Source organism: Acinetobacter higginsii (assembly GCF_000369845.1).
Taxonomy (GTDB): domain Bacteria; phylum Pseudomonadota; class Gammaproteobacteria; order Pseudomonadales; family Moraxellaceae; genus Acinetobacter; species Acinetobacter higginsii.
In genome coordinates this window covers 415254-427263 of sequence record NZ_KB850214.1, presented here as the reverse complement: position 1 = coordinate 427263, position 12010 = coordinate 415254, and the positions used below count along the sequence as shown (strand labels likewise).

Annotated in this window: 12 protein-coding genes and 1 other RNA gene; 7 read left to right on the top strand and 6 right to left on the bottom strand. The window is 40.4% G+C overall.

The genetic code is table 11. From position 1 onward, the window contains the following. The first annotated feature begins 264 nt into the window (after positions 1 to 264). Positions 265 to 361, top strand: an RNA gene (gene ffs, locus F885_RS20670) — signal recognition particle sRNA small type. A gap of 10 nt (positions 362 to 371) precedes the next feature. Here the strand turns inward: ffs and F885_RS10350 are convergent. The 4 genes from F885_RS10350 to F885_RS10365 all read right to left on the bottom strand — a co-directional run bounded on the left by F885_RS10350 (position 372) and on the right by F885_RS10365 (position 3226). Beyond that, on the bottom strand, positions 372 to 854 hold the full coding sequence (locus F885_RS10350) for a regulatory protein RecX (protein WP_005202859.1): 483 nt from the start codon (positions 852 to 854) through the stop codon (positions 372 to 374). Between the two features lie 39 nt (positions 855 to 893). After that, positions 894 to 1940 carry a recombinase RecA gene (gene recA, locus F885_RS10355; RefSeq protein ID WP_004807961.1) on the bottom strand — a complete coding sequence of 349 codons (1047 nt, stop codon included), beginning with the start codon at positions 1938 to 1940 and terminating at the stop codon, positions 894 to 896. 169 nt (positions 1941 to 2109) lie between these two features. After that, positions 2110 to 2538, bottom strand: a complete 429-nt coding sequence (locus F885_RS10360) for an RNA-binding S4 domain-containing protein (RefSeq protein ID WP_004807958.1) — start codon at positions 2536 to 2538, stop codon at positions 2110 to 2112. Further along, on the bottom strand, positions 2522 to 3226 hold the full coding sequence (locus tag F885_RS10365; protein WP_005202868.1) for an HAD-IA family hydrolase: 705 nt from the start codon (positions 3224 to 3226) through the stop codon (positions 2522 to 2524). The genes F885_RS10360 and F885_RS10365 overlap by 17 nt, the downstream gene beginning before the upstream one ends. A gap of 11 nt (positions 3227 to 3237) precedes the next feature. Between F885_RS10365 and F885_RS10370 the strand changes: the two genes are divergently transcribed. Continuing rightward, positions 3238 to 4095, top strand: a complete 858-nt coding sequence (locus F885_RS10370; protein WP_005316350.1) for a 3'(2'),5'-bisphosphate nucleotidase CysQ family protein — start codon at positions 3238 to 3240, stop codon at positions 4093 to 4095. 51 nt (positions 4096 to 4146) lie between these two features. After that, positions 4147 to 4878: a histidine phosphatase family protein gene (locus F885_RS10375; RefSeq protein WP_004807951.1), complete on the top strand. Its 732-nt coding sequence runs from the start codon at positions 4147 to 4149 to the stop codon at positions 4876 to 4878. Positions 4879 to 5024: 146 nt separating this feature from the next. On the opposite strand, the gene F885_RS10380 is transcribed toward F885_RS10375, so the two are convergent. Continuing rightward, a complete protein-coding gene (locus F885_RS10380) occupies positions 5025 to 5441 on the bottom strand; it encodes a hypothetical protein (protein WP_005316346.1) in 417 nt (138 codons plus the stop codon). Positions 5442 to 5758: 317 nt separating this feature from the next. Here F885_RS10380 and F885_RS10385 point away from each other — a divergent pair, with 317 nt between their 5' ends. Both F885_RS10385 and F885_RS10390 read left to right on the top strand, forming a co-directional pair. Continuing rightward, the gene (locus F885_RS10385; protein ID WP_005316343.1) at positions 5759 to 8830 is read left to right on the top strand and encodes a M66 family metalloprotease; all 3072 of its coding nucleotides are present in this window, start codon (positions 5759 to 5761) and stop codon (positions 8828 to 8830) included. Positions 8831 to 9018: 188 nt separating this feature from the next. Further along, positions 9019 to 10281, top strand: a complete 1263-nt coding sequence (locus tag F885_RS10390; RefSeq protein WP_005316340.1) for a hypothetical protein — start codon at positions 9019 to 9021, stop codon at positions 10279 to 10281. Between the two features lie 48 nt (positions 10282 to 10329). On the opposite strand, the gene rpsT is transcribed toward F885_RS10390, so the two are convergent. After that, positions 10330 to 10596 carry a 30S ribosomal protein S20 gene (gene rpsT, locus F885_RS10395; RefSeq protein ID WP_004807943.1) on the bottom strand — a complete coding sequence of 89 codons (267 nt, stop codon included), beginning with the start codon at positions 10594 to 10596 and terminating at the stop codon, positions 10330 to 10332. Positions 10597 to 10809: 213 nt separating this feature from the next. Between rpsT and F885_RS10400 the strand changes: the two genes are divergently transcribed. Next, a complete protein-coding gene (locus F885_RS10400) occupies positions 10810 to 11475 on the top strand; it encodes a Rossmann-fold NAD(P)-binding domain-containing protein (protein WP_005202885.1) in 666 nt (221 codons plus the stop codon). A gap of 12 nt (positions 11476 to 11487) precedes the next feature. Next, positions 11488 to 12000, top strand: coding sequence for a ribonuclease E activity regulator RraA (rraA, locus tag F885_RS10405; RefSeq protein WP_005189586.1), 513 nt, complete (start codon positions 11488 to 11490; stop codon positions 11998 to 12000). The last annotated feature ends 10 nt before the right edge of the window (positions 12001 to 12010 follow it).

Genomic DNA, 12010 nt, shown 5'->3' with positions numbered 1-12010 from the left:
TGCAACACATCAGATATAGATTTTTGATTAAGCCATTAAAACAGCAACTCATTTAAATGCAATAAGCATTTACAATCTTCAAGCACTTTTGAAGGGAATTGGTTGGTTGTTGTTTAATGTTTAAACACAATTAAAATAAATAGATAACAAATATATAGAGATTGATGAGGAATTAGGCAGTTGAGTTGAAAACTCACTGAAAAACAGAGACAAGGCTTGCAACCCGGATAAAAATCTCTATACTTTGTCAGGCAATGGTAGCCCTGCTGGTAGCTTCGCAATTGTACTCTACGAACCCCGCCAGGACCGGAAGGTAGCAACGGTAGTAGAACTATGATGTGCCGAAGTCATGCTGGTAGGGCTGCCACCATTTATTCCTCTTCGCTCGTTCGAGCAATCGCTTTCATAATTACCCCCATATCAAAACCACGATATTGCAAAAATCGAACTTGTTTAGCTTTGATTTTAGGGTCAGTTGCGACTTCTTCTCCAAATTTTTTGACCTTAAGCTGATAGGCTTGATCAACCCAGTCTACTTCTTGAAGTTCCTCAGTAATCAGCTCTGCATCCAGTTGTTTTGCTTTTAATGCCTGTTTGATTCGTTGTAAGCCTTTACCTTTTCTAATTTGGCTGGCGAGCGTCAGCTCAGCGACACGTTGATCACTTTGATAGTTCTGTTGTGCTAATTCTTCGACAAGGTTGGCCACTTCATCTGGATTGATTGCATAGAGATTTAGTTTGCTGATTAATTCAGCTTTTGAATAATCACGACGCGTGAGCAGGGCAAAAGCATAGGAGCGTAATCGTTGCCCAGTCAGTGTTTTGGGTTTCTCGGTTTGATCTGAATTAAACATGCCTTCCTCATTAAAAAACGCCCCGAAGGGCGTTTCAGTTTAGATTTCTAGTAAATCTGGTTCTTCTTCAATCTCATTTTGAGCTGCTTCATTTTTATTCTTGGTGAGAAGCTGTTCACGAATGATTTTTTCAATTTCTTGAGCCATCAATGGATTCTCTTCAAAATGACGAATCACATTATTTTTACCTTGCCCAATTTTGTTACCTTGGTATGAATACCAAGCACCTGCTTTTTGAACGATATCTTGTTGAACGGCTAAGTCAACGAGTTCGCCCAACTGGTTGGTACCTCGACCATACATGATCTGGAAGACCGCTTCTTTGAACGGAGGTGCCATCTTGTTTTTAACAACTTTAACGCGTGTTTCGTTACCTGTAATTTCATCGCCTTCTTTTACTGCACCGATACGACGAATATCTAAACGAACTGAAGCGTAGAATTTAAGCGCATTACCACCAGTCGTTGTTTCTGGGCTACCAAACATGACACCAATCTTCATACGGATTTGGTTAATGAAGATCACCATACAGTTCGAACGTTTTGCATTACCTGTGATTTTACGCAGTGCCTGACTCATCAAACGCGCTTGTAAGCCCATGTGTGAATCACCCATTTCGCCTTCAATTTCAGCTTTAGGCGTTAATGCAGCAACGGAGTCGACAACGATGAGATCAATTGCACCTGAACGAACCAACATGTCAGCAATTTCTAATGCCTGTTCACCGTGGTCGGGCTGTGAAACCAATAGGTTATCAATATCTACACCGAGTTTACGTGCATATTCAGGGTCTAAGGCATGTTCTGCATCGATAAATGCACATGTACCGCCATTCTTTTGACATTGTGCAATCGCTTGCAATGTCATAGTGGTTTTACCTGAAGATTCAGGACCGTAAATTTCAACAATACGACCCTTAGGTAATCCACCAATCCCTAATGCGATATCGAGTGTTAAAGAACCCGTAGAAACAGCTTCAACTGCTAATACAGTGTTATCACCTAAGCGCATCACGGTATTTTTACCAAATTGCTTTTCAATCTGACCTAAGGCAGCTTGTAGCGCTTTACTTTTATTATCATCCATCTCAAAACCTCAAAACTTTATTTCTTAACGACTAACCCAAGTGGATGTATTGAATCTCAACTTGTTGGGACTTGAGTATAGTGGCAGATTCTAGTTGTTTATTCTACATCTGATCTGTGTCTATGCGACACGAGATGACGCATCCAAAAATAGAAAATATTCATCCCGTCTATTCATCATGATAAGACCAGGATTCTACATTTTCTTGTTTAAAACGATTGATATCACGACGATCTTTTTTACTTGGTCGATGATCAGGTCGGGCTAGATTATGCAATTTTCGTTGTGAGGCATGCAACTCTCTGCGGGTAATACTTTCTGCTGTTTCTTCATAAAGCAGTTGCGCCATTGGTGCACCACCGCGGATGGCGGAAAGTGCTTTCACAACCACAGTTTTTTTATCGAGACCCTGTTGAATGGTGAGTTCCATTCCAACACGCACATCTCTAGAAACTTTAACGCGATCATTGTTGTGATGGACTTTGCCACCTTCAATCGCAGCTTTGGCAATTGAGCGTGTTTTAAAAAAACGAGCCGCCCAAAGCCATTTATCAATGCGCATGGCATCCATGCTTTCTGCTTCATGCTGTTTTGGCATCTGTTACCTGTTGGTTGGTTTCAAGATAATCAAAAAGTTCGGTTAAATGATCAAGTGCAGGGTATGGCAGCTCAGTTGCGGCTTTCGCAGCTTTGCTACTAGACGGCTGTAGAATACTGAATAACTGGCAGATACCAAAGTCTTCTGCACCTTTGAGCACGGCAACTGTATCGTCAATAAATACTGCTTGTGCGGGATCAAATGGGTGAAATTGTTGTAGCTTTTGCCAAAAAGCAACTTCTTCTTTGGCATGCCCGAGTTCTTCGCTACTGATCATAAGTTCAAAGTAGGGGCTTAGTTCTACATTTTCAAGTTTGAGTTGTAAGCCTGCACGATCTGCATTGGTCAGTAACCAACAGCGATAACCTTGGGCATTGAGTTGCTGCAGGAGTTGATGGCAGCCGACGCGAGCACGAATTTTTTCACGATGCTCGTATTGTAGTTGTAATACATCAACTCCAACTTTAGCCGTCCAGTACGCCGAAGAATACCAAGATAGTGTATGCTTGTGTTGTTGGTAGAATTGAAACAGTGTTTGTTGGCTTTGCTCCAGCGTACATTGATGTACTTGAGCGTGTCGTTCAGGCAAACAATGATTCCAAATAAAATCATCAAAGGCTAAATCGAGTAAGGTGCCATCCATGTCAAACATGGCGATTGGTTGCTGCTGTAAATCTGAATATGACATAAGGTTGGTCTATGTTTATTAAAACGCTTGCTCCACAAGATCAGTTAATTTCACAACTTGTTCCGATCATGGCGCAGGCAAGTCAAATATTGTTGGAAGAATACCAAAGTTATTGTGCTGGTTGCGAGTTTAATATTCAGGAAAAAAGCGATGATTCGCCTGTAACGCAAGCGGATTTAAAGGTAAATCACTTCTTATTAAAGCACTTAGCGACAGTGACGCCTGAATTACCCGTATTGTCTGAAGAAAGTGATTACTCTGCTCGAACGGCATGGCAGCGTTGTTGGATGCTAGATCCACTGGATGGGACTAAAGAGTTTATTCATGAGCGTGACGAGTTCACGATTAATCTGAGTTTGATTGACGGTCACCAGACCATATTTGCGATTATTGCTGTGCCATGCGAGCAGGTGATGTACATCGGACATACCTCGCAATTACCGTATAAATATAGTTTTAGTCGACAAGAGTGGTTCCAATATCAGCTTGAAGAGCATGATATGGTGGCTCCTTTACAAATCGGTTTGAGCCATAACAGTAAAAATCCAAAATATAAAAACTTTATCGAGCCAATCTTACAAAATCGTAAGGTAGAGCGTCGTGAAGCAGGCAGTGCTTATAAGTTTTGTATGATGCTTGAAGGTGAAATTGACATTTATCCTCGGTTCCATCCAACATCAGAATGGGATACCAGCTCAGGCCAAGCCTTGTTAGAAAGTATTGGTGGTGGCTTGATGACCTTGGATCAAAAACCCTTCCTCTATAATCAGCGCGAGACCGTATTGAATGGTGGCTTTATCGCTTATCGTGATCAGCAATGCAAAAATATTGCATACGATGCGCTCAGTCGTTCTGGCATTTTAGATTGAGTGTTATCTGGCTCATGCTATAGTGAGTTAAATTAAAGCCTGTATGTGAATATGACTCTGCATTTATTGCCTAAAAGTATGTTTGAAGCAATTGATTTACTGCCAGATGCTTCAACGCCTGTGACTTTGTTTACACGCCACTCTTTACGTGAGTTGGTGAATGGGCAAGGTTTGGCAGGCTATGATCTACAGTTGACTGAACAAGGTCGGGATTTGGCTTATGCTTGGGGGCAATATTTAATTCAAAATACGGATCGGGCAATTCAACATTGTATTTCCAGCCCGATTCAGCGCTGTGTGGATACTGCTGCTTTGATGATTGAAGGCGCCGATGAAACGCGCAAAGCCGTGAATACCCATCAGATTGAAATTGTTGAACAGCGGTTATTGGTTGAGCCTGGCAGCTTTGTTTTAGATATTCAGCAGGCAGCCCCTTATTTTCGTAAACAAGGTGCATTAGGTTTTATTAATAGCTTTGTGAATAATGCTTTACCTGGGATGAAACATCCCATTACGGGTGTATTTGATGTATTGGAATTGCTTTATCATACCCATCCTACACAACAGAATGGTTTAAGCTTGGCTGTAAGTCATGACACGATTCTTGCTGCAATTGTTGCGGTAATTTCAGGTAAAAATCAAATTGAACAAACGGATTGGCCAGACATGATGGAGGGTTTGTTTGTATGGTTTGAGGGTGAGGACTTTGCGGAAAGTCAATTAAAATGGATTTGGCGTGGTGAGCGGCAAGCGTTAGAAATAAAGCAGTTTTTGAATCGCTAGTTCTAATTGATAATAAAAATGTTGCTTTGAAATATTAAAATCAAATCGGATAATAACTCACTAATCAAGAGCATTAGACTGCTGTTGATGTGAATCCAAACCGATCATTTGGATTCAAATATCAACATGATTGAATTACAGTCTGATTAACCACATTTTCCAATTTTTTGTCCTTCGATATTGCTGAGGTTTGCTTGCAACTTGGTTGAAGCTGAACAGTGAATATTCCCTGAAATTATTGACTTATCTAAACTTAATATTGTCGCAGCTTGTGCAATATGTATATCATCACTGACACTTGAGTTAATTAATTTGATTGCTTTTGCTTGGTTAGCTTGAATGCTGCCTTGGATAGACGAGCTATTTAAAATCAAACTGCCACCTTTCCCGATATTTACATCGCCTTCAATTGACGAATTGTTGAGTGTGCAATTTGCACCTGCGGGAACAGTGAGAGCACTGACCGTATTGTTCTCGATCGTATTTGTGCAGCTTGCAGCAAAACTGAGACTGCTGCATGAAAAAAGTGCGACTGCGATGATAAACTTCCCATTCTTATTCATTTGGCTCTCCAGTTTTTGTAGATTGATTGTTGCTCAAAACTTAAATTTAAATGAATTCTATATGCCTGAAGTAGGTAGTTTGAGTGAGGGAAGTGTAGTGCTGTTGGTGGAGTTATGTTCAATTTGGAAATGTAAATAAAATTGAATTAGATTAAAAGTGTAATAAATTCAGTATTTCTTGTTTTTACGATAAATTAATTTCCCTTCCTGCTATTTAAGTTGATAGTATATATAAATACATGATTTATATTAACTTTAACTAATTAACTTAATTTGTCATTAACGATAATTTATCAAGTTTTTCTTGGGGAAGTGTGATGCAATTACAACTTAAACATTTAACGGTTTGTTTGTTATCGGCCATGCTCGTCGCTTGCGGTGGTGGTGGTGCAGATCATTCAAATGCAACAAATAATACCGAGCCGCCAAAAAATGATCATGGTACTGGAGGGAATACCAATCCTACGCCAGGTGATGGAACCAATGAGTTACCGGGTGATGGGATGCCTGAGACACCAAATAATGGCTCAGGAACTACTGTGCCAGAACTACCAAATGGCGGCGGTAATACTGGTTCAGGTGGTGTAACACCAGAAGTTCCGAATACTGGCAATAATGGTTCGGGAACGACAACACCTGAAACGCCAAATGGCGGTAATACTGGTTCAGGTGGTGTTACACCAGAAGTGCCTAATACTGGCAATAATGGTTCAGAAAATACAAAACCTGAAACACCGAACAATGGTAATAATGGTTCGGATAACACGACACCAGAAACACCGAGCCAAGGTGGAGGCGGAAATACAGAAACACCATCTATTCCACCTGTGGTAGAAAAGTATCCAGAACCTCGTAAAAATATAATAGATGAATCGGTGCTTGGTTTTTATGATTACGATAAGCTTGGACTGCCACGTCTACTGCGTAATGATCTAAATGGCAGTTTTGCTGCGATGTTGCAATTTGCACAAAGTCATGTGGTCAATCCTAAGAATAATGAAAAAGACTCAATGCCGCGTCTAACCACAGAAAAAGATGCCTTGTTGTTGGTGACACCATTGGCAGAAATGGGTGATTTACAGAAGCTACAAGTCGAAATTTATCAAGGCAATCAACTACTCAGAACGGTTAAATTGAAAGAGCCGTCAAGAATTGCAGCCTCTGATCAATCCAATACTGATGGGCGTCCGCCTGTGAGTTACTCTAAAAGAGCATGGACGGTTGCCTTAAAATGGAATGAAATTCGTGCCGGTTTACATCTCCGCGTGGTTGATCCACTGAACAATCGTAGCGGTGATTTAACTTCCGACAATATTGATTTGGCTGCACCGGGTGAATTGGTGGTGCAAAATATCCGTTTAGGCTTATTAACGGACCCGCCGAAGTCAACAGGCCACTATATGTTGCTTGAACCTGCCAAAGCGGGGACAGATTATTTTCAAACTATTCCTGCTGCACGTATGATTGTGACCAAATATGAGGATTTAAAGCTGAATAAAGTCATGGTCGCAAGTGGTGTGATCTACGACTCGGCAAGTGCAACCACGGGTGATGTTTATAGTGGTGATATGCGTGAAAACACGGCTAAATCGACTTTTGGTGTGGGGATTAATTTAGCCAATTGGGGTATCACCAGTGCTTCAATGGCGAGCCAAGAACAGCCACAAATTACGCAAAGTGTGGTGGCGCATTATGCACGCGGCAAATACAGCAACGGTGAGGCAACTCATGGTCTCAGTGGCGGGAATGGTATGCTGACCTTGATTGACTCTGTAGGTAATGAGTTTAGTCATGAGATTGGTCATCATTATGGATTGGGGCATTATCCTGGTTCTGTCGGGGATAATATGTTCTGGGCAGCGCATCATGCTGATAGTGGCTGGGGCTATATTGCGTTTAGAAATAAAATGCGCGGTAATCTCAATTGGACTACCACTAATTTAGGTGATGGTGCAAATGGTGTACCGAATTTTCTGAATAAATATGCCTATGGTTGGGATGCGATGTCTGGTGGTGCGACGGCAAGTAGCATTTCTAAATATACTCATTACACCGGCTATAGTACCTATTTAAAAATTCAGCCTGCATTTGATCGTTATGTCTGGGATGCAACTTCTCCAACGGGTTATAAAAAATGGAATGCCACAACTCGGATGATGGAGGTTGCTCAGCCTAAAACACCAAACTCAAGTAATGTTTGGTATAACCGTGCTGATGGTAATTACTTGAAACCAAAAATGTTTGGTGTGCCAGTCTATACGATTTTGGGGGGATATGATCCAGAGGCGCAGGTTGGCTTGGTTTATCCTGCTGCAAAAGGGAATTGGGGTAATGTATTTGATCTACCACAAGCCAATCCAAATTCAGTAACAGCAAGTTGTTGGCTGAATGTGCAGTTTGCCAGTACGAGTCAAAATATTGCTTTAGCACCACAACGAATGAACTCGAATAGCAACGCCAATAAATTCCATGTCAACCTTGCGCAAAGTGAAGCACCGCAGCAAGTGAATTTGTATTGTAAAAAGGCCAATCAAGCAGCTGTGCTACTTTCAAGTACATCTATTCCTGTGAGTACAGTGGCTCTAGCACCTGCAGTTGAAATTGGTAAAGAAGCAGAATACTCAGCTCTTAGAGCGATTGAGTTGCCTCAATTAGAGCAGGCCTTAGTCGAGAATAAAAACAAGCCAGTTGTAAATCTTTCGACGGATGCAAAGTTACTATTTGATTCATATAGAACCTTTAAAGATCAACTATCACCTGATGCTCAGAATGAGATGGTACGTTATACCCAGCAGCAAATTAAGCTTTATCGACTCAATCGCTGGATCAATGTATATCGTTCGGATTTGACCAATTTAAATTCCGATGCATTAACTGCATTCCATGCTTTTGTTGAAAAGTTAGAACTCAAAGGTGATTTGAATTTTGCATCAAGCACCAGTTTATTAAACAGAACCAATTGTTTAAAAGCTGAGAAGTTGGCGAATGGTGATTTAAATGCATTTATTAGTGGATCAACAGGCTGTGTCGGTGATGACTCTGAGAAATGGATTTATGATGCATTGGGTAAAATCCATAATAAGCAATATATAGATCAGTGTTTAACGACTACAGCTGGTAATGTTATCAATCTCACACCTTGTAGCAGTGCAAGTAGTCAAGTGTGGGAGCTTGATACAACTGCGCTGGCGATTAAGCAATCGAATCAGTGCTTCGATTTGGAGGGTGGCTACTTAACCAATAATCGTGCACGTCTAATTCGCTATCGTTGTACCAGTGGTGCCAATCAAAAATGGACGATTCCAGTCGTAAATAACAGCCTCGTTCTTGCTGGTTTGTCTGCAAAGAATCTGGTATTGGCGACTAAGCTTTTACAATCTAGTCCTTAATGATTTGGGTATTTTATCTCAACGTCATAAGTTGATGATATGAAGTCCTTCGGGACTTCATATTTTTTTATGCAGAGTATTTTCTTAGAAAGTTGAAAAAAATAATAAAAGTGCACTTTTAAAATGTAGAAATTTTCGTCATGATAGGCTTATAAAAAGAGAAACTTGACGCATAATTGGATAAAAAGATGTTATTAAACACGATTTACTTATGGGAGCCTGAGGTTTTTACAGGTAAAGTCCCTTCGGAAGATGATTCACATCAAGTTGCTTTTGAACTGCATCAACAATATCGCCATATCTCTAGTCATGGTAGAACTTTGCAAGCATGGTTGAACTTATTTAGCAACAAGATTTGTGATCCGCAATACCAATCTTATTTTTCTGAACAGACGCAACAATGGGTGCAAGGGATTAAGACTAAGTTCGCTCAAGGGTTATGTGCCAGTGTGCAAGTAGATGTTCTAGCAAATGAAGCACAAAATGATGCGGTCTATCGGGTCTTTTATGAGGCCGCGCATGAAACAGGAATTGGCTTCTATGAGTCAAATTATAATGTGTGGGGAGTGGGTGAGTTACAATCCCCTGAAAATGCGGTTTCAAATATGTTGCAGCCATATTTGTTAGAACCTTTAAAAATCAAAGTGACTGAACCAATTTCTGAGCCTAAAAAGCAATTAAATCATTTTCAAATACCACAAAGCATGCCTGAAGCGGAACAATTGATTAGTCAATGGTTTGAGCAGCAAAGTTATGCCCAGCATTTAAAGTTGGATGTATTTAATGTTGCACATGATTTTATTTCAAATTGGGGCAATATTGGACGGCCTGAATTGGCGTTGGATGCAGGATATCGATGCTTTTTACTGACCCAAAAGCAGCTTGGTATTTTCTATCAGTTGAAAATGGTGCTTAGGAAATTAACAGTCAGTCCAATGCTGTCTTTTGCGATGGATTTTACGGATCGTTTTATTCCTGATCAATTGCAAGAGCAGTTGCCTGAACGCCTGATTTTTCGTCTACGTTCAATGGATGTGCATAAAAATACGGGGCAAAAAAATAATGTAGAACCGAGTTTTGCGTTGATGGGGCGCTGGGATACACAAACAGATATTCAGGATTTCTTTACTAACTTAGATGCTTATATCAATTTTATTTTTTCAAATCTAGGGCAAGGTCGGTTAGAAGTATTACAGGCATGGGCTTACGGTGATATGCCAGTAGATATTAAAATCGATTTGGATTTTCGCTTTGAGTTGATGATGATTGCATTAAGCCAAGATCAGTTGTATTTGCAAGAACGCTATCAACAGCATAAGGCTTTGTTGATGCAGAGCAATGCCCGAGCGAGCGATTTGGGTTTGTTGGAGGAGAGTTATATATTATGCCAAAAGCTGCTCAAGATCGTGACAGAGGCGGGAACGGGCTTACAGCCTTATGTGAAAAATTAATGGCAATAAAAAAGCCCGAAAAATTCGGGCTTTTTTATGTGCATCAAATTAGTTAGCTAATGCTTTAACTTGAGCGTTCAAGCGGCTCTTATGACGAGCAGCTTTATTTTTGTGGATGATGCCTTTATCAGCCATACGGTCGATTACAGGTACAGCTGTTTTATAAGCTTCTGTAGCAACAGCATAATCACCAGCAGCGATCGCATTTACAGTACGTTTGATGTAAGTACGAACCATAGAACGTAAGCTTGCGTTGTGTTTACGTGCTTTAACGTTTTGACGAGCACGTTTTTTAGCTTGAGCAGAGTTTGCCACTCGTGCACTCCTTGAAAATAAGTTGGTCTGGGCGGGCTGAAGTTAAAACCAATAAAACATTAGCAACATTCACCAGCCCGTAAACAAGTGCCATATTTTGAGGAAACTAAGCCGCGAAGTCAAGTCTTGTGATACTTTTAAGTACATTTAACAGGTGAAAACTGTGCAAGAAAACGTTACATTAGCCTTAGATATTGATTGGAATAAATAAAAATGAAAATAGGTGATAAAAAGGCAATCGTCATTGGTGCTACAGGTTTGGTTGGTCAAGCACTCATTGATGAGTTACAACATTCGGATGACTTCAATGCGATTACCGTTGTTGTCAGAAAAAAATCAGATACATTAAAAACTTACAGTAAAGTTAATCAGCTTGTTTTAGAAGATTTCTTATTACTCAATGATGAAGATGTGAGTGCTTATACACATGCATTCAGCTGCTTGGGAAGCACCATAAAACAAGCAGGATCGAAAGCGGCATTTTACGCGATTGATTATGAAATCAATGCCCATTTTGCTGATTTAGTTCAGGATAAAAATATTCATTTATTAGTGGTCAGTGCGTTGGGAGCGAATGCTAATTCACCAGTTTTCTATAATAAAGTAAAAGGTGAGCTGGAAAACTACCTCAAAAGCCTGTCAATTTATAAGCTATCGATCTTCCAGCCGTCACTATTAATTGGTAAACGAAGTGAAGTGCGGGTCTTGGAAGATATGGCTCAAACGATTTTTAAGCTCGTTGAAAAGACATGGACCAGACCGTTTAAACTTAAACCTGTAACGGCTGAGCAATTGGCGCATACTATGTTGCTTGCGGCACAAACGCAGACAGCTGCATTCAAACTCTATGACAATTTAAGCATACAACAAAGCAAATAATGGAGAATTTCAGTGACAACGATCCCTTTCGTAACGTGTGATTTGTTAGATGATAATCCTGAAAAAGACCTACAAGTGGTAATACCCTCACTCGATGGTAAATTCTTTAAAAGTTATGGTGCGCGTAAGACCTTTGGTGGGCAAGTGGTTACTGTAAAGTGTTTTGAAGATAACTCCCGTGTGAAAGAACTTTTGGCAACTGATGGTACTGGCAAAGTCTTGGTTGTTGATGGTGGTGCTTCAATGCGTTGTGCATTGATGGGAGATTTGATTGCGGAGTCTGCGGTAAAGCATCACTGGAATGGCGTGGTGATCTATGGTTGCGTACGTGATGTCGATGCGATTGCAGAATTGGATTTAGGCGTACATGCATTGGCTGCAATCCCGCAAAAAAGTAATCGTAAAGGCATAGGTGAAGTTGATATCACATTGTATTTTGGCAGTGTGACGATCAATTCTGGTGATTATCTCTATGCAGATAATAACGGTATTGTGATTGCAAAAGAAAAACTAGTCGATTGCTAAAAGGATAGCG